Below are 17,154 nucleotides of genomic sequence, written 5' to 3'. Positions count from 1 at the left end.
CACAATTTAATCCTGCTTGTTGTAAGGATAATCCGGGGCGTTGGGGTCCACCTTCACACAGACTTTGCAGCTGTTGGAGGTTTTCTTCGCTGCCGTGATGGCCTCGGGCAGCTGCTCCAGGGGGAAGACCTGAGTGATCAGATGAGTGGTTTTGAATTTGCCCTCACTCATGAGCTGCACAGACTTCCCGAAATTGCCGCACAGACCGTCCACCAGCTTGATGCTCTTATAGAAGAGATCCGCCGGCGCGATAGTACTCCGGGCATCGTCGGTATAGCTTGCCACCAGACTGACCTTTCCTCCCTGGCGCACGACGTGGAAGCACTCAGCCACGATGGCGGGGCTTCCGGTACACTCTACCACAATGTCCACATTACAGGCTTCGCTGTCCTTGCCGTAGTGATAGGGGTATTCGGAGGGACCCCAAATCTCACGGATTGTGTCGATAGCGGGCTTGTCCGCCGTGGGGCTGATGACGTAATCAGCTCCGCTTTCCTTGCCAAGGCTCAACCGGAAGGTGGACCGGTTGACGAGCGCCACCTCACAATGGTTCCTGGCCTTAATGGCCTGGACAATGCCATGCCCGATGATTCCCGCGCCATAGACCACCACATGATCCCCGTCCTGCACGTCCAGGGCATCGGCCATGCCCGCTCCAACACACATGGGTTCGCAGGTAGCGCCCACCAGATCATTTACATTATCCGGCAAAGGATAGACGCTGACATTCAGCATGGCGTTGTGCAGAACGCTGTACTCGGCGAACACTCCGTCCACGCCGAAACCCAGGCCGTTTTTCGTCACGTCGGGGCAGCTGAACACATTGCCGGACTTACAGGCCGGGCACTCGCCGCACCATTGGATGTTGGTGCCCATAAAGCGCGTCCCAACAGGGATGTCCTTGACCTCACTGCCGGCTTCGACCACATAGCCGGTGAACTCATGGCCAAGGGTGATAGGCCAGTGCTGGACCGCCATGCCATGATCGAAGGCGTGCAGGTCTGAGCCGCACACCGCCGCGTAGGACACCTTAAACAGGATATCCTTGGGGCCGATCTTGGGGATTGGAACCTCCCGCATTTCCATCTTTCCAGGGGCAGTGAAAATCCACGCGCGCATTGTTCCTTCCATTGCTAAGTACCTCCCTTTTATTTTCGCGGGTAAGCGAATTGAAATATTATTAAGCAAGTTTTGTGCCATCTCTTCGCCGTGAATTTGCCTGCGTATTCCAAGAATTGGGTATCAAAAAAGCACACAGTCTCCTTTTTAGACGGATTTTCGGCGTCGCTTTTCGAAAACTGCTGGCACGAAATTTGCTTTTATATCCTAACATTACAATTATGAGGAGGATATTCTATGGCCCTATCTGTTCAAACCGTGACCGGCCCCGTTCCGGCGAATCAACTGGGGCGGTGCCTGTCCCACCAGCATGTGCTTTTCGGCTATCCCGGCTGGGAAGGCGGAGCTCCATTCCGTTGGGAAGAAACTCTGGAGCAGGCCGCCGCCGTTCTGCTGGATGCCAAGGATCGCTGCGGGCTGCAAACAGTGATCGACGCCACTCCGGCTGACTGCGGACGGAAAGTGGATTTTCTGAAAGCCGTGTCGGAGCGGACCGGCGTGTACATCGTAGCCAGCTCCGGCTATTACTACGAGGGGGAAGGTGCGCCTGCGTACTTCAAATTCCGTATGTCTTACGGAAACGCGGCAGAGGAAATCTACGAAATGATGCGCCAGGAAATTCTTCAGGGCGTGGGGGATACCGGCATCCGGACCGGAGTTATCAAGGTAGCCACCAGCGCGGGACAAATCACGGAATATGAGGACTTGTTTCTCCGGGCGGCGGGTCAGGTGTCTGCGGAAACCGGGACTCGTATCATCACCCATACCCAGGGCGGCACAATGGGTGCGGAGCAGGCCCGCCGTCTGATTGCTTACGGCGCGAAACCGGAACACATTATGATCGGGCATCTGGACAACTGCACAGATATGCACGAACTTCTGAACATCTTCGAGCAGGGCGTCTACGGCGGCTTTGACCGTCTGGGCATTCAGGGTTTTACCGGAGCCCTGCCGGAGAGCCGCCGCCTGGCAGAAATCGTGGGGCTGGCGGGCAGCGGCTACGGAGACAGGCTGATTCTCTCTCATGACAGCATCATCCGCATGCTGGGAGCTCCCTGGGTCTATTCGGAGCAGGACGCAAAGGATTTGGCTCGTTGGAATTGGACCCATGTGTTTGAGGACATTCTCCCCAGGCTCCAGGAGATGGGGCTCAGTGAAAAGGCAGTGGAAGCGATGGTATCGGACAATCCCCAGAAATTGTTTGGCGCTTAAATAAGCAAGGCAAAACCCTCTCCAGCGTTCCTCAAAGATAGGACGCTGGAGAGGGTCTTGTTCTGTGGGGAGGGGGGATATCCTGCTTAATACCGCAGCAGACGAGCCAACTCTCCGGCGGTGATGCCGCTGATGTATCGCTCCACATGCAGGGGTTCGAGAGCGGACTCCAAGTGTTCGTCCAAAGGCAGTCCAACCATAGCCTGTTCCAGTTCCTCCAGATCGCCGTTTCCAAAGAAATCGCCATAGAAACGGAGCGCCTTGATTTTTCCAGCCTCCGCGCTCAGGCAGGCGGTAATCAAGCCTGCCGGGAACTTCATTTCCTTGCGCATATCATAGGCGGGAGACTGCCCATAGTTCCACTCCCAGGTGGAGTACTTCTGCTCCCGGAGCTGCCGGACGGCCTCCAGGTCCTTCTCTGTCAGCGTATAGGGTTCCAGCTCACCGCTGTCCATGGCGCATTCCGTCAGAGCCCGCTTGAAATCCTCCATAGAGATAGGGACGGAGGCGTGGGAGTTGATGGTGGTGACCCGGCTGCGCACAGATTTGACGGCCTTGGAATCAAATTTGGCGTCCTTGACCTTCAGTGCGTCCGCCACATTGGTCAGGTTGGAATCCAGCATGATGCAGCCATGGTGCAGCAGGCGGCCATGGCGGGTGTACTGGGAATTTCCGGAGAACTTCATCCCATCAATGGTGATGTCGTTTCTGCCATTGAACTCCGCATGAATACCAAACCGATCCAGGGCCTGTACCACCGGCTCCACAAATACCTTGAAGTTAAAATCCGGATTACTCCCCTGATCGACGATGAAGGTAAAGTTCAAATTTCCCCGGTCGTGGAAAACGGCCCCGCCGCCGGAGAGCCGCCGTACCACTCGGATACCGTGCTCATCTACGAAGCTCTGGTTGATCTCCTCTGCTGTGTTCTGATATTTTCCCACTACAATGGTGTTGAAATTCTGCCACAGCATGAAATAGGAATAGCTCCGATCCAGATGCTCGAAAACGTATTCCTCCAGTGCCAGGTTGAAATAGGGATCATTGCTGGGCGATTCTAAAAAACGCATCTTCATTTATTTGCTTCTCCTTTCCAGTTGTATTCCAATAAGGCGCAGATTTTTCGTCGATCCAGGACATATGCGGCAGGATTTCCGCCTTCGGTATATCTCCCGGCAGATTCTTTGCGATTTGCCTCGCCAGACTGCGGTAATGGTAGCGGTCATCCTCCCGGAAAGGCAGGTGGATCAGAAAAACCCGTTCCGGCTTCAAGCAGCGGATAAAAGCCTGCCCTTGAGGAGAGGCCAGCTGGTAAAGATTGAAAAAGCCCGCTGTGAGTCCCCTGGTGCGGATGTCTGAGAAGACGTCGGCGTCCTCTGGCGACAAGGCCGCGTCTCCGGCAAAGAAAAAGGTTTCTCCCCCTATGGAAACAAAGTAAGACTGATGTGGGTCTGTCCGGTACTGTGCCCCATCATGGACCGTATCCACCGCAAACGCCTGAATGCCCGGCAGATGGACCCAGTAGACGCCGCTTTGAAGAGGCTGGACGGCGGCGGAGGTCTCCGGCATGCTGGGGCCATATATCTTGGGAGGCCAAAGGGTCCGCAGCAGCTCCGCAACCCCGTCTTTTTGATAGTGGTCTTTGTGCAGATGGGTAAACAGCGCACTGTTCACATGGGCGAACAGTCCGGTGTGCTCCGCAAGCTGCCGCTTTAAGAAGGCGGGCATGGGCGAAAATCCCTGCTCTGGCCCATCGTGGACGCCGTCCACCAAAAGTCCGTTTACGCCGTCTGTGAGATACAGCCCGGAATTGACAGAATGAAAAATACAGGTGTTCATCATGTATCTCCTCCTGTTTGGATATTAAAGCAAATTTCATGCCAGTTCATTTGGAAGACATCCGGCAATTGTGAACGGAAAGACGGGCTAAAAAGGATACTCCGGGCAAAAAGTAGCCCGCTCAAAGACGTCCTTCGAGCGGGTTTTGTGTCAGCGCAGGCCGTATTTATCCAGCTTTAAATAAAAATTTCGCTTGGAGATTCCCAGTATTTCAATCGCCTTTGCTTTGTTCCCGCCGGTAATGCTGAGAACAGAGCGGATCGCGTCGCACTCAACTTTATTCAGAATTTCGTGAAGCTTGAACTGGCTGAGGTCCGGGACCGCGTTCCCGCCGGGCAGGGACTTTTCCGCCTTTGCGACGGCCGCAGGGAGATATTCGGCGTGGATTTCTTCCTCCGGGCAGAGGATCGCCATGCGTTCCACACAGTTCTTCAATTCCCGGATGTTGCCGGGCCAGCTGTAATTCATGAACCGCTCCTGTACCTCCTCGGAAAAGCGCCGCTCCTTCCATTGGGGCATATCCAATGTAGACAGGAACTCCTGGGCCAAAAGGGGAATGTCGGAACGCCGTTCCCGCAGGGGTGGAAGATGGAGCGGAATGATGCAGATGCGGTAATATAAGTCCTCCCGGAAAGCACCCTCCTTTACCATCTGCTCCAGATTCCGGTTTGTAGCTGTAATCAAACGAAAATTGAGCTTTATAGACTTCTTTCCCCCCACTCGGGTGACCTCCCGTTCCTGAAGAACCCGGAGGAGCTTGACCTGCATGGACAGCGGCATTTCGCCAACCTCGTCCAGAAACAGGGTGCCGTTATTGGCCAGCTCAAATTTTCCAGGGTTTCCATTGGCGCTGGCTCCGGTAAACGCACCCTTTTCGTAGCCAAAAAGTTCGCTTTCCATCAGAGATTCCGGAATAGCGGCACAGTTTACCTTGATAAGCGGTCCTTCGGAAAAGGGGCTGGAATAATGGATCGCCTCGGCAAAAACCTCTTTTCCGGTGCCGCTCTCCCCCAGGATACAGACAGAGCTTTTTGCGGAGGCCACCTGCGCCCCCATTTTCAGGACCTTCACAAAGGGGGCGGAGGAACCAATAATACTCCGAAACCTGGGCAGCAGATGTTCCTTGGAATCCAGCTCCTGCTTGAGGCTGCTGGCCAGCTGCTTATAATGGGCGATTTTGCGGGACATCTCCCGAAGGCGCTTGGTTTCCTGCATGATGACAATGACACCGGAAAATACGTCGGTTTCTATGGGAAGCACATCGGCCAAGCCGGAATAATGGTTTTCAAATTCATGAAAATAGTGATTTCGAAGCTCTTTTCCTGTTTTGATCGTGTGCAGGATAGGCCCGACGTCATCTGTACTTGGAATCGGCATGTCCAGCAGGCTTTCAGCCGGAATACCGGCTTTCAGGAATGGACCGCCATAGGCTTCCAGGTATGCCTGATTAAAAAACGTATGCGGGTTTCCGAATCCAGGACCAAAACCATGGCGTTCAGCGCGTCCAGCACATGGGTCAGCGAGGCCAGTGCGGCGCTGTGGGGCAGAGAGGTGCGTTGTTCCGGCGTAAGATTTGGCAGATCCATATTGATCATTCCCCTCCCCTCTTTTCGTCAAATTTTACGTTTTTATTATAGCATAGCTTGGACGCTTTGGTCAAGGACGCAGATGTTGGCACGTAATTTGCTTAAATAACAGGCAAAGCCTTTCCAAAGGACAAAACAAACAGGAGGAAAAAATATGGCGCAGCAAGACGAACTGGGACGCCTCATCCGAGAGGTGAAGCCCCTGGAGGGGATGCGCAAGGTGATTGCTGAACGCATGACTTTCAGCAAGCATGAATATCCCCAGGGAACAGGACAGGTCCGTTTGAACGTGGACAAGATGATTGCGTTCCGAAAAGAGCTCTTGGAAAAGAAGGGGATCAAGGTTTCCTTTGGCGATCTGTATGTGAAGGCCGCAGCCTGTGCCCTGGAGGAAAACATGGCGCTGAACGCCTCCCGGCAGAAAGAGCAGATCATTTATTACGAGGATATCAACCTGACGGTACAGGCCACCATCAACGGTGCGCTGATGGAGCCGGTCCTGGAACACGCGGACCGTAAGGATATTGAGGAAATCTCCGCCGAGCTGAAAAAGACCTACGACTACATCCGGCGGGGCAAGCTCATGCGGGTGAAGCTGGAGGGCGGCACATTCTCGGTTTCCAACCTGGGCGCGTCCCTCATCGACAGCCAGCAGCCCTTCATCTCCCCGCCCCAGGGCGCAATCTTCGGGATCAGCCGGAACTGCCGGGTGCCTGTGTTCAACGAGAACGACGAGGTGGTCCCCGCCAATCTCACTACCTTTGCCTTGACCATCGACCATGGCCTGTGTGATGGAGCGGAGGTCGTCAGCTTCTTCGCCTCTCTGGACAAGGTGCTCCAGGACCCCTGGACCTGGATGTATCATAAGCGTCCCGCGCCGGAGGAGTGAGTATGGGCAGACAGCGGTATTTGATCGAAATTGGCACCGGGGTGGACTTGCACGGCGGAGACGTGACCAATGCCGCCCGAAAAGCAGTCAAGGATGCCCTGAGCCACTGTTGCATGGCCGGTGTGCGGGAGATTCACGGAGCGGGTCCGGAGCGTATCGCCCTCCGGGTCCAGATCAGCTGTCCTTGCCCGGAGAAACTGGATCTGGAGCAAGTCCGGGAGCCGGTGAGCTTTTATGAAGATGTGGAGGTAGTTCCCGTCCTGGGTGGAGCCGCCGAGAAGGGGCTTCATGTGGCATCTATGGGCGCGGGCGACACCTTAGTGGTAGCGGTGGCAATCATCACCGTTTATCTGAAAGATTAAACATCTGCTTTCATTGTGTGTGTAAGACGGCGGCGCCGTCTACAATAAATGACTTAAAGGAGAACAATTGTTATGAAACAGGAAATCAACATCCCCAAGCTGGGTTCCGAGATGAAGACCGGCCAGATCCTGAAATGGCACGTCAAAGTGGGCGACCATGTGGAGGAGGACCAGGAGCTCTGCGAGATCAAAACCGAGAAAATGAACGCCCAGGTGGAATCCCTCTATGACGGAGTAATCACTGAAATCACCGGCGAGGTGGGCGAGACCTACAACGTGGGCGCGGTCATCGGCTACATCGAGGAGGACTAACCAAAATTCCATTATAGAAAGGAGTCACACGACTATGGCCTACAGCAAAGAACAGCTTGTCGAGATGTACAAGATCATGCAGCGGTGCCGCCTTTTTGATAAGAAGATCGCCACCGAGAGCAAAAAGGGCAAGCTGGTGGGCATGTTCCACTTCGGCACCAATCAGGAAGCGTTTGAGGCTGGCCTGATGCCTCTCGTCGGGCCTGACGATTACATCAAGCCCTATCACCGCAACCACGGCTGTTTCACCATGTGCGATATGAAGCTCTATGTTGCCGGTATGCTGGAACGCACCACCGGCTATAACATGGGAATCGGCGGCGACTATCACCAGCAGGACATCCAGGACCTGCACCTGCTGCCTATTGACGGCCTCATCGGCGCGGACTGGCTTTATGACGCAGGCGTGGCCATGGCGCTGAAACTCCAGAAAAAGCCCGGCGTTGTGTTCAGCTGCCAGGGCGACGGCGCGGCGCAGATGGGCTCTCTCTACGAGTCCATGAACTTCGCCTGGATGGGTCTGCGTCCCATTGTGGAGTTTATGTATCCGGACTTCGTTGTGCTGGCCATCAATGAAATCGCCCACGGCGCCTGCAAGCAGTATTGGCTGTCCAACCAGAAGTGTCCCGTCCCCATGGTGATCCGCTCGGCCCAGGGAATCGGCTCCCAGTGCGGCGCGCACCACTCCGAGTGCATTGAGGGCTGGCTGATGAATTACCCCGGCCTGAAAATCGCGGTGCCTACTTTCCCGGAGGATGCCTATGGCATGATGAAGTACGCCATCCGGGACAACGACCCTGTGATCTGGCTGGATTGCCGCACCACCATCTACACCGAGAAGGCCGACATCCCGGAAGCTGAGGAAGACGCTCTGATTCCCTTCGGGCAGGCCCGGGTCCGCCGGGAGGGCGCCGATGTGACCATCGTAGCCTGGCACAAGCTGCTCAAGGATGCGCTGGCCGCTGCCGAGGACCTGGAAAAGCAGGGCATTTCCTGCGAAGTCATTGATCCCCGTACCCTGATTCCCTTTGACATCGATACTGTGATGGCCTCCGTTCGCAAGACCGGACACCTGGTCATTGCCCACGAGGCCAATGTCCGGGGCGGCTTTGGCGCGGAAATCGCCGCGCAGGTCACTGAGCGGGACGCCGGGGCCCTCAAGTCCCCCATCATCCGGGTGGGTACCCCCAACACCTTCATCCCTGTGGGTATGGTGGAGTGGGAAATCGTCCCGGACAAGATGGACGTGATCCGCGCTGTCAAGAACGCTTTGGGCAAGGAACTGCTGGAAGAAGAGAAAGGCCGTGTTGTGGTGGACGGCGAGGCGGAGCTGAAAAAGAGCCGCCCGGAGTCCAAAGAAAACTAAGTGCGAGGCGGGGCGGTGAACCGCCGCCCCGCCTCCCTGTGAGGAAATAATGATGCAGGAAAAAACAGCTATCATTACCGGAGGCGCGGGGGCCAGCGCCGGCGCTTCCGGGCGTTATATCTCCCAGCGATTGGCGGAAATGGGATACCATGCCATTCTCTGGGATATTCAGGATGAGGCCGGTGAGCAGACTGCCGCGCAAATCCGCCAGCGCGGGTTAAAAGCCACCTACATTCGCTGCGATGTGTGCGGTGAAGAACAGGTAAAAGCCGCGCTGGAGCAAACCATATCGCTCACAGGACAGGTAGATGTCCTGGTCAACAACGCATTTTGGCACGCCGATATTCAGCCGCCCCTCCATGAGGTCACTCTGGAGGATTGGGACCGTCACATGGCCATCAATCTGCGCTGCCACTTTATCGCGTGCAAATACGTGATGGGCGCCGCTACCATCACCTGGGATACCACGTCCGGAGGCGTGATGACGGCGGCGGTGAAAAAAATCACCACAATCATCACCCGCCGTCCCTTCCGCATCCACCGGGCCTTTAAGAGTCCCAGGCGGTTTAGAATCACCGATACCACCGGCAGCTCAAAAACCGCCCCGAAGACCAGAAACACTGTAGTCAGAAAAGCTATGTAGCTCTGGACGGAGACGGATGCGGCGGCGCTGCTCCCGGCGCTGAGGCTGATGAGAAAACGCAGCATGAAGGGCAGCATAACCCGGTAGGCGAAATACACTCCTCCGCAGAAGCAGCCCAATCCAAAGACCATCGCGAACAGGCACAGGGCCTTTTCCTGCCGCCGGAGTCCGGGCTGTACGAAGGCCCAGGTCTGGTAGAACACCATAGGCAGCGCCGCGCACAGTCCAAAGACCAGGGCGATGGTTACATATTGCATTAAAAGCTCCTGGGGCGCGATGTACACAAACCGGTAGCGGTAACTGCGGCCAATGCCCAGCAGCAGCTCCACAATGTCCGGCGCGAAATACAGTCCTGCCAGAGAGCACACCAGCAGCACCGCCAGGCAGGCCAAAAGCCGGTTCCTCAGTTCCCGCAGGTGCTCCGACAGGGGCATTTCCCCGTCCGGGCGACGGTCTTTACTCCTCAGACTTCCCGGCATTGCCGCTTTGCTCATCCTCGCCCGCTCCCTCCCGGAAGCTCTTGACGCTCTTACCGAACATCTTTGTCAGTTTCGGAATCTGGGTGGGGCCAAAAATGATAACCACCACCGCCAGGATCAGAATCAGTTCCGTTGTTCCCAATCTCATAACGCATTCCTCCCGCGCTGTCCGCGCTTTTCAGTTTCAGATTTTCCCACTTACAGAATCTCCGGAGTTTTGGCTCAGGCTGTGGCCTCCTGGGAACCGCTTTCCGCCTCCGGTCCGTTCCCCGTCTCAGATTCACCCTCTGGGTTCTTTTCCGGCTCCGCTTTCTTGGGCTTTCCAATGCCGTTAAAGGAAGCCTTGATATCCTTCACATCTTCTCGGACCGTTCTATCCAGATCCTCCAGGGGCTTCACCGCCTCCCGCAGGGGGGCCTGCGCTTCCTCCAGCGGCTCCACCACACTCTCCTTGATCTCCCGGGTAGCCTCCTCGGAGTATTTTCGAAATTGCGACACGGCCTCACCCAGCTTTTTTGCGTAACCGGGCAGCCGGTCCGGGCCCAAGGCAAAGAGCGCCACGATGAAGATCAGGATCAGTTCTGTCATTCCGATCTGCACAACATCCCTCCTTTCCTAATAAAGCGATTTCCGATATGAACAAAACAGCTATGCGTTGGAGAGCGGGGGAAGAGCGTCCTCCGGGAAACTCCAGCTTCTCCCGATGGCTCTTTATATTCAGTCCTGAAAACTCGATTCCAGCGCCCTGCGCTCCTCATCGTGCACCCGGTCCAGGAACCCCCGGACCGCGAACCAAAAGCTCTCCTCCACACCCGTCTCCGCATGGGAGAAGTAGCCGGAGTTCTCGTGGGCGATGAAACCATGGATCAGGCTTCGAAGCATCCGCTGGAGGTGGGTCGCGGCCAATGGCTCCAGGACATACTGGCCCAGCACCTGCAAAATGGGTTCTACAATTGCCTGGGCATCGTCCAGCAGAGGATCGTGCTCCATCATCCGCAGAGTCATAATGATGCGGTACAGATTCAGGTGCTCTCGGGCGTAGCGGTGGTAAGCCCCCGCCAAAGCCAGGATAGCCTCGTCCCGCTCTTTTCCCTGGGCGGCCGCTTCCTCCGCCCGCACCAGAGCGGAAATGGCATGCCGGCCCACCTCCAGCCGCAGCGCCTCAGCGCCCTCAATGTGATTGTATAAAGATGCAGGCTTTACCCGCAGCTTTCCCGCCAGCTCCCGCATGGAGAAGTTTTCGTATCCTGCCTTTTCAATGAGATCTATCGCAGCATCCACTACAATTTCCCGGTTTAAGCCTCTTTTCGGCATAGCAGATACCCCCTGAAGAACTGACGGTAAAGATAGCAAAACTGGTTAAGGACCTCTCAAATATCCGTATTGCCGGTAAGAAAACCCGCCATCAATCTAAACTAACATCGTTAGTTTGTCGAGAGATGACTGCGCAGATTTGAGCCGCCCGGACTTGTGCATTTCGCTTGTAAGACGAGAACAGGCAGCCTGTTTCTCCAAAATATATTTCCATTTTTCGTTTTGAAAGACACCGGCGGGAATGGAGCAGGGTGGATGCATCTGCGGAAGTATACTTTGAGGCGGAAGCAGATATTGCGAATGGAATTGTTGACTTTACCAGGGACTTGGTCTGTTTCCCTGTTTCAGCGAAGTGTTGAAGAACTATAACATATGGAGCGATTATGTAAATAGAAGAATTGCAAACAAGCAGAGCGGTATTGATTTATTTTATCAATGCCGCTCTGCTTATCTGCAATTTTTGATTATGGATTCAGGCGGATGATCTGTTCATACAACACTGCAAACTTTTTGGGACGACAGCGTTGGCGTGGTAATGGCCCAGGAACCAATTTCGGAATTGACGCCGCTCCGCCACATCATCCAAGAAATCCGTCAGCGCGGCGGCCTTGTAAAAGCCTCCGCTCAGTTCGTCTTGGACTGATGTCGGCCCGCAGTGAGTGACCGTCTACCTTCCAGCCGCGCCGCTCCAGGCTGGCCCTGGCGGTCTGGTACTCCTCCTCTCTGGGCAGTTCCTCCTTCCACCAAGATCGGTGATTCACCCGGTACAATGCTCCGCTGTGATTGAGCAACCGGCATCCGCTACTGGCGGAAAGCATACCCCGCCGGGGAAATAACCAAGGAGAAAATCATAGACCAATTCCAAGGGTGGGACGCGCACGCGGCCCACGGGGACACATACGCATTACGGCAGAAGTACGCCGGGCAAGTGGGTGAAATCATCGGTGAGGTCCCGAAACTCCACAGGAAGCTCCATTCCACCAAAGATGTCCACGCACGCAGGAGGGCAAAACAGGAACGGTGCATCCAGAAGAAACGGGGTGCGCCGGTTTCTTTTGCCCTGCCAGCGCTGGAGGGGCCGCGCCCGGACGGCATTCCGCCGTGGATGTAATACAAAACAGGAGGAAATTTTATGGCATCTGTCGCATTGAGCGCAAAGGCCGTCGGCTCTACCGTCAAGCTGAAAGTCGGCGGCACGGCGCGAAACTTCATCGTGGTCCATAAGGGCAAGCCCAGCGCCGCCTACGACGCAAGCTGTGACGGCGTATGGCTGTTCGCCAGTGGCACAGCTCCAACGTCAACGACTACGCCAACAGCACCATCCACGCATGTTCGGCTTTGATAAACTGCTGCAAACCCCGGAACAGCTCGACAGCATCAAAAAGAATAACTGACCAGAAGGGACGGATGTTTTCACATCTGCAATGGAAGGACCGGCTTAGAATCGAAAAAATACTAAAGGCGAAGAAGCGCAAAAAGCGGTTCCTGACCATGACGGAAAGAACGTCGCGGGCGGACCTTATGTTCCTTATGCCGGACGGGACTATGGCAAGTGCGGCGGCCGTTCTGGAAAAGATGAGATCACGATACTGCACCGCCAGGTGGATGGGCTGACTCAGCAGCTGCGCCTGATGCAGGAGCAGCGATTTGGCGCGTCCAGTGAATAAACACAGGTCATTTCGGAGCAGATGTCTTTGTTCAACGAGGCGAGGCACTGGCAGACCCTGCGATACCGGAACCTGGCCTGGAGCAGATCACCCGCAGGCGAAAGAAACGGACCGGAAAACGGGAGATGGATTTCTCCAATTTACCTGTGGAGCAACTGATTCATGAGCTGCCGGAAGCGGAGCGTGTCTGCCCGGAATGCGGAAGTTCGCTGCATAAGTGCGGCCAAAGTGTTTTACGGCGGGAGTTGGTCTATGTGCCGCCCGGTACAGCGTAGTGGAACACATCCAAACTGCCTATAGCTGCCGCCGGAAATCACGGCCGCAGGCTGCTGGGCGCATATGCGGCGAAAGTTTACCGATACGCTGAAAAGCATGCCTGCGGATATACGCGGCAGATCTCCTGCTCAAAAAACGTGTAAACTTTGAACGGTGGCTGCATATGCAGCTACTGTCCGCTGCTTCCTGTACCTTGCTATTTTACGCCTGCACTTACATCTTCGGTGTGTTATTTTTATTTCACGCTTCTTTTTCTCCTAATCGTCTCCAATAGTTCTTGATTTTCTGGAAATAACTTTTTTATACGCAAAAATCCCGCACCGAAGTGCGGGATTTTTGCCTGCATCTTTCTTGTCAACACAGGTTGGAGCTGGTGGGGTGACTCGAACACCTGACCTGCTGATTACGAATCAGCTGCTCTACCGACTGAGCTACACCAGCACAACAAACGAGATACTCTGCCGCTGATCTTCATCCGGATATGAAAACAAAGCATTTCGTGCTCTCTTCAAGCTGCTGTTTATCATAGCACAAAAAATCTTTTTCGTCAACATTAATTTTGCAGGTTGTACTATCAAATGCGAAAGGACACAAACCCGCCCAAAAGGGTGCGGAACGGTCCCGACGCATTTATTTTTTACCACAAAAGGGCCGGAAAATCAAGAAACAATGGGAAGTGCGCTATTTTGTGACGGACGTTGCCAGCATTCCTCTTTACAAGGGCTACGGCAAAACGAAGGCGTACAAGCAGGCCACAAAGGACGGCTGGGGAACCGTGTACCGCGACGAGAACAACGCCCTTGTCTGTGACGAAGATTGTAGCGCCAGCCTTTACACGAAGAACGGCGGCTATTTCGGTATCTTCCCTTGTGACGAAATCGACACAAAGGAAACGCCGAAACACGCGGAGTGCGCGGCGATCATTACCAGAGATTCTTGCGGCCTGTCCTTTTGGGCGGAAGATTTCAGCCTGATTCACATTTTTGTAGCCTGCGATGAAAACGGCCTGATTGACCGCTATAGTTAACATACCTGTAAACACTCAAAAGATGGATTAGAATAGGAGTGCATCAGCACAGTCTGCCGCACCCCGGAGGCGGAGAACGTAGTTCGCCGCCCCAAGGGCGGGCAGCCCAAAGCGCCATGGGTCCGGCAAGGTCATCTCCTACCGTGGGGAGCCCTGCATTGTCCTGGGGCGACGAATATGCTCTTCCAGAAACAGAGGACCCCCCGTCAAATTTCAGGTTCCCCTTCACCCGAAAGCGCATTCCATCCGCTGCGTCCGCCGCCCAGGTCCCTTTGCGGGTCATACCGCAAACCAATCCTGAGCGGCAAACGCCGAAAATCCTCTTCTTCGCCCTTGTGCAGGGCAGCGGTGAGGCACAGGAAGCGGTTCGAATGGAGGCCGGCGTCCCGCTTGGAGTACCTCACGCCGCCTTTATTCCCGATTCAGCATCTGTCTCTCTATCAGCCGGTAAACCTGTTCCGCGCCGGCAATTTCCTCAAAGCCCACGCCGGGGACGCGGTGACGGTGCTTCCCAGCTCCGCAGGATGTAGGCGGGCGGAACCAGATGGTGCCAATGCCATCGTTTCGAATCTCTTTTTGCAGCATGGGAATCTGGCCGTACATCAGGAAAACCGTTTCCCGGCGGCTGACAAGAATCACGCGCTTGTCGGTGACGCCGTACCGCGCCGCCGACAGCTGCCAGGCCCGGAGGAAAAACCGGCCAACGAGCAGATAGACCCCCGCCAGGATAAATGGAACATAGACGAGTCCCATAAGCGGCACCATCGCCGCCAGGCGGAGCTGCGGGCCGATAATGAGACAGAGAAACCCGCACCAGACCAGACTGAAGGGAATGGTGACCGCGTCGGACCGCTGGAGCCGGAAGCCCCGCTCCGGAGCGCCCTCCCAAAACAGCTGCTCGCCCGGCTGCAAAAGACTTCGGATGCTGTGTTCTTCCATAAGATATCCCTCCTAGCTTTTTCCCAGGACCTCCCGGCGGACAAACGCAAACGCCGCGTCCTCGCCCTCGTCCCGGAGTATGATCAAGATACGCTCCAGCAGCGCCGCCGTAGCCGGATGAAGCAGCAGCTGCCGCCCCTTCCCCCGCTCAAAAAATTTATAGGGATCGCCGGGGTCGAAATCCCTGCCCTTATAGACCTTGCTGGCAGCCAGACGGTCACAGAACATCTCCGCCACGTACTTCGGGGGCATCTCCACCCCGCCGATGCCGCTTCCGTCCTTCTGGTAATCCGTCCAATACTCAAAATGATGCCGGTTCCGCCCCTTGTGATGGAGCCAGGCGGCGCTGTAGCCCCGCTCCTTCCGCTGCTGGTCGTTGGGGCTGTGATCGCCCTGGAAATATTTCACTCCCGCCCAGAACTCCACCGGAGAGTACTTGGACAAGTCGTGCGTCAGCCCCTGCCAGTAGAGCCCCAGGCGGAAGCAATGCTTCCGCACCAGGGCGCGGTGACGACGGACCGTTTTCAGATGTTCCCAGAAATGCAAGGCGCCTCACCTCGAAGTCAAGTTCTCCTCAGCATTATACCATATCCAGCTGAAAAAGACGAGGAAATTTTGCATGGAATCCCGTCCTGCGCAAAGACTAATTTCCGTCAAATGAAATGGGGGAATGGGATGGACGCCGCAATCTTCAGCTGCCCTGCGGACTGGGCGCGCCTTCTGCCGCCTGGGACCCGCAGGGCCCGGAGGGCAGAGGAGCTGACGGAACATATTTGGCCTCTGCTCGCCCTGACTTCGGAGGGGTGCCATGCGCTGGCGCAGCGCCGGGAGCGCGGCGGCATTGTCTGCCGCCTCCTGCTGGCGCCGGGAGACATCCAGGCCCTCCCGGCGCAGATACAGGCCGAGACCGTCATTTCCTACGGTCTCTCTCCCCGGGACAGCCTGACCCTTTCCAGCCTGACGGAGCCGGTGCTCTGCGTCCAGCGGTCCCTGCCCCGCCCGGACGGGACATGCGTTGATCCCCAGGAATTCCCCCTCCCCGCCATACCCGGTCCGGTGCAGACGCTGCTGCCGCTGCTGGGGCTCCGGCTGTTGCAGATGCCACTGACAGAGGGGCGGTTCCCATGATATAAAGAAATAAAATAAGGGAAAGCGGGGGGAGCGTTATGGTGGTATTGGGCTGGATTTTCTTGGCCGGTTTGGTGGCGGGCGCGGCCTGGCTGCAATACACCATCCACAAGCACATTCAAGGCCCCTCCCACTGTATGGGATGCGGAAAATGTGATCAGACCGGCGTCTGTATCCTCACCGGCAAGCCGGTCGGTCCCCGGCGGAAAAAATAGAGGGGAACCCGCATCGAAGTCTGCGCTGCATCTTTTTATTTTTCACCAATTCCCCATTGACAAACGCCGTGGATACGATATAATAGCTACGGTTCAATAAGCGAAACGCCATGATAAAGCCAACTGTGCGAAACGAGTCCCGCAGCGAGAGGGGGCCGGTGAAAGCCCCTCGCCCACGCCGCACAGCCGCCACTTTGGAGCGGTCCGCGAGGAGCGGACCGGTTCATCCCCGTTACCGGATGGCTTAAGATGTCCTCTTTCCATAATGGGGGATAATTTAGGGTGGTACCGCGGAGAAAATCTTCGCCCCTGACGTTGTCAGGGGCGTTTTTTGTGTGGAGGAACGATCATTAAATGAAGAATTTTCAAAACTATACCCCGGAGAAATATGCCGGGCCGGAGTACCGGATGGTGGAGGAAGGAATTTACCTTGGAAAAAACCCCTACTGGCAGCCGGGATTTGGTCAGGAAGACATCTATGTCACGTCCCTGTCTTTTGAAATGGAACCGGACTGCTATGGCGAAGAGGGCGGCGGTCCCCAGGACATCACACAAATTCCCTTTGAAAACATCCTGGATGACTATGCCGTCTATGTCACCGACTTCTACGACGCGCTGAACCAGTCCAGCAAGATTACCTGCTATCAGGAATTTGGTTCCAGTCAGATTCAGGATATCCGAAATCTCCGCAGCTGGATCGGCAAGCGGTTTTACGCCGTGCCCTGTGAGGAAGACGGCGAGGAGGCCGACGGCTCTGATTATAAAATCATCATCGAATAAC

At 55.7% G+C, this 17,154-nt stretch carries 21 protein-coding genes, 1 tRNA gene and 1 pseudogene; 11 read left to right on the top strand and 12 right to left on the bottom strand.

All coding sequences use genetic code 11. From position 1 onward, the window contains the following. Positions 1-6: 6 nt before the first annotated feature. A complete protein-coding gene (locus tag QZ329_RS04895) occupies positions 7-1,131 on the bottom strand; it encodes an alcohol dehydrogenase catalytic domain-containing protein (RefSeq protein ID WP_295748974.1) in 1,125 nt (374 codons plus the stop codon). 225 nt (positions 1,132-1,356) lie between these two features. Here QZ329_RS04895 and QZ329_RS04890 point away from each other — a divergent pair, with 225 nt between their 5' ends. Next, on the top strand, positions 1,357-2,331 hold the full coding sequence (locus QZ329_RS04890; RefSeq protein ID WP_295748971.1) for a phosphotriesterase-related protein: 975 nt from the start codon (positions 1,357-1,359) through the stop codon (positions 2,329-2,331). 86 nt (positions 2,332-2,417) lie between these two features. On the opposite strand, the gene QZ329_RS04885 is transcribed toward QZ329_RS04890, so the two are convergent. The 4 genes from QZ329_RS04885 to QZ329_RS04870 form a co-directional block, all read right to left on the bottom strand. After that, positions 2,418-3,407 (bottom strand): lipoate--protein ligase, encoded by a 990-nt coding sequence (locus tag QZ329_RS04885; RefSeq protein ID WP_295748968.1) that lies wholly within the window; start codon positions 3,405-3,407, stop codon positions 2,418-2,420. Beyond that, the gene (locus QZ329_RS04880) at positions 3,373-4,173 is read right to left on the bottom strand and encodes a hypothetical protein (protein ID WP_295748965.1); all 801 of its coding nucleotides are present in this window, start codon (positions 4,171-4,173) and stop codon (positions 3,373-3,375) included. The genes QZ329_RS04885 and QZ329_RS04880 overlap by 35 nt, the downstream gene beginning before the upstream one ends. 147 nt (positions 4,174-4,320) lie before the next feature. Then, a complete protein-coding gene (locus QZ329_RS04875) occupies positions 4,321-5,385 on the bottom strand; it encodes a sigma-54 dependent transcriptional regulator (protein ID WP_295748962.1) in 1,065 nt (354 codons plus the stop codon). Positions 5,386-5,579: 194 nt separating this feature from the next. After that, positions 5,580-5,765, bottom strand: coding sequence for a hypothetical protein (locus tag QZ329_RS04870; protein ID WP_295748959.1), 186 nt, complete (start codon positions 5,763-5,765; stop codon positions 5,580-5,582). A 145-nt stretch (positions 5,766-5,910) separates the two neighbouring features. Here QZ329_RS04870 and QZ329_RS04865 point away from each other — a divergent pair, with 145 nt between their 5' ends. The 5 genes and pseudogenes from QZ329_RS04865 to QZ329_RS15580 all read left to right on the top strand — a co-directional run. Next, positions 5,911-6,645, top strand: coding sequence for a 2-oxo acid dehydrogenase subunit E2 (locus QZ329_RS04865; protein ID WP_295748956.1), 735 nt, complete (start codon positions 5,911-5,913; stop codon positions 6,643-6,645). A 2-nt stretch (positions 6,646-6,647) separates the two neighbouring features. Beyond that, positions 6,648-7,007 (top strand): Lin0512 family protein, encoded by a 360-nt coding sequence (locus QZ329_RS04860; RefSeq protein ID WP_295748954.1) that lies wholly within the window; start codon positions 6,648-6,650, stop codon positions 7,005-7,007. 72 nt (positions 7,008-7,079) lie between these two features. Continuing rightward, positions 7,080-7,319, top strand: coding sequence for a biotin/lipoyl-containing protein (locus QZ329_RS04855; protein ID WP_295748951.1), 240 nt, complete (start codon positions 7,080-7,082; stop codon positions 7,317-7,319). 34 nt (positions 7,320-7,353) lie between these two features. Next, positions 7,354-8,685 carry a transketolase C-terminal domain-containing protein gene (locus tag QZ329_RS04850; protein ID WP_295748948.1) on the top strand — a complete coding sequence of 444 codons (1,332 nt, stop codon included), beginning with the start codon at positions 7,354-7,356 and terminating at the stop codon, positions 8,683-8,685. Positions 8,686-8,734: 49 nt separating this feature from the next. Continuing rightward, positions 8,735-9,067: pseudogene (locus QZ329_RS15580) on the top strand (SDR family NAD(P)-dependent oxidoreductase); the annotation flags it as partial. A 5-nt stretch (positions 9,068-9,072) separates the two neighbouring features. Here QZ329_RS15580 and tatC read toward each other — a convergent pair. From tatC to QZ329_RS04830, 4 genes are all read right to left on the bottom strand, one after another. Beyond that, positions 9,073-9,762, bottom strand: a complete 690-nt coding sequence (tatC, locus tag QZ329_RS04845; protein ID WP_295748946.1) for a twin-arginine translocase subunit TatC — start codon at positions 9,760-9,762, stop codon at positions 9,073-9,075. Positions 9,763-9,784: 22 nt separating this feature from the next. Beyond that, positions 9,785-9,955, bottom strand: coding sequence for a twin-arginine translocase TatA/TatE family subunit (locus tag QZ329_RS04840; protein ID WP_295748944.1), 171 nt, complete (start codon positions 9,953-9,955; stop codon positions 9,785-9,787). Positions 9,956-10,029: 74 nt separating this feature from the next. After that, on the bottom strand, positions 10,030-10,407 hold the full coding sequence (locus tag QZ329_RS04835; RefSeq protein WP_295748943.1) for a twin-arginine translocase TatA/TatE family subunit: 378 nt from the start codon (positions 10,405-10,407) through the stop codon (positions 10,030-10,032). A gap of 117 nt (positions 10,408-10,524) precedes the next feature. Next, a complete protein-coding gene (locus QZ329_RS04830) occupies positions 10,525-11,121 on the bottom strand; it encodes a TetR/AcrR family transcriptional regulator (RefSeq protein ID WP_295748942.1) in 597 nt (198 codons plus the stop codon). Between the two features lie 1,132 nt (positions 11,122-12,253). On the opposite strand from QZ329_RS04830, the gene QZ329_RS04825 reads away from it, so the two are divergent. Beyond that, the gene (locus tag QZ329_RS04825) at positions 12,254-12,463 is read left to right on the top strand and encodes a hypothetical protein (protein WP_295748939.1); all 210 of its coding nucleotides are present in this window, start codon (positions 12,254-12,256) and stop codon (positions 12,461-12,463) included. A 625-nt stretch (positions 12,464-13,088) separates the two neighbouring features. Next, on the top strand, positions 13,089-13,214 hold the full coding sequence (locus QZ329_RS15575) for a transposase (protein ID WP_365351460.1): 126 nt from the start codon (positions 13,089-13,091) through the stop codon (positions 13,212-13,214). 215 nt (positions 13,215-13,429) lie between these two features. On the opposite strand, the gene QZ329_RS04820 is transcribed toward QZ329_RS15575, so the two are convergent. Next, positions 13,430-13,505: transfer RNA gene (locus QZ329_RS04820), tRNA-Thr, on the bottom strand. Positions 13,506-13,752: 247 nt separating this feature from the next. On the opposite strand from QZ329_RS04820, the gene QZ329_RS04815 reads away from it, so the two are divergent. Continuing rightward, positions 13,753-14,091 carry a hypothetical protein gene (locus QZ329_RS04815; protein WP_295748937.1) on the top strand — a complete coding sequence of 113 codons (339 nt, stop codon included), beginning with the start codon at positions 13,753-13,755 and terminating at the stop codon, positions 14,089-14,091. A 411-nt stretch (positions 14,092-14,502) separates the two neighbouring features. Here QZ329_RS04815 and QZ329_RS04810 read toward each other — a convergent pair whose 3' ends face one another. Further along, on the bottom strand, positions 14,503-15,030 hold the full coding sequence (locus tag QZ329_RS04810) for a hypothetical protein (protein WP_295748935.1): 528 nt from the start codon (positions 15,028-15,030) through the stop codon (positions 14,503-14,505). Positions 15,031-15,042: 12 nt separating this feature from the next. Then, positions 15,043-15,576 (bottom strand): DUF5662 family protein, encoded by a 534-nt coding sequence (locus QZ329_RS04805; protein WP_295748932.1) that lies wholly within the window; start codon positions 15,574-15,576, stop codon positions 15,043-15,045. 129 nt (positions 15,577-15,705) lie between these two features. Here QZ329_RS04805 and QZ329_RS04800 point away from each other — a divergent pair, with 129 nt between their 5' ends. Both QZ329_RS04800 and QZ329_RS04795 read left to right on the top strand, forming a co-directional pair. Further along, positions 15,706-16,158 carry a hypothetical protein gene (locus QZ329_RS04800; protein ID WP_295748929.1) on the top strand — a complete coding sequence of 151 codons (453 nt, stop codon included), beginning with the start codon at positions 15,706-15,708 and terminating at the stop codon, positions 16,156-16,158. 569 nt (positions 16,159-16,727) lie between these two features. Then, complete coding sequence (locus QZ329_RS04795; protein WP_295748927.1) at positions 16,728-17,153, top strand: hypothetical protein; 426 nt, start codon at positions 16,728-16,730, stop codon at positions 17,151-17,153. Position 17,154: the final 1 nt, after the last annotated feature.

This window comes from uncultured Oscillibacter sp. (genome assembly GCF_910579365.1).
In the GTDB taxonomy this organism is placed as follows: Bacteria; Bacillota; Clostridia; order Oscillospirales; family Oscillospiraceae; genus Oscillibacter.
The sequence above is the reverse complement of the archived record's forward strand: the minus strand, read 5'-3'. Positions and strand labels throughout refer to the sequence as shown.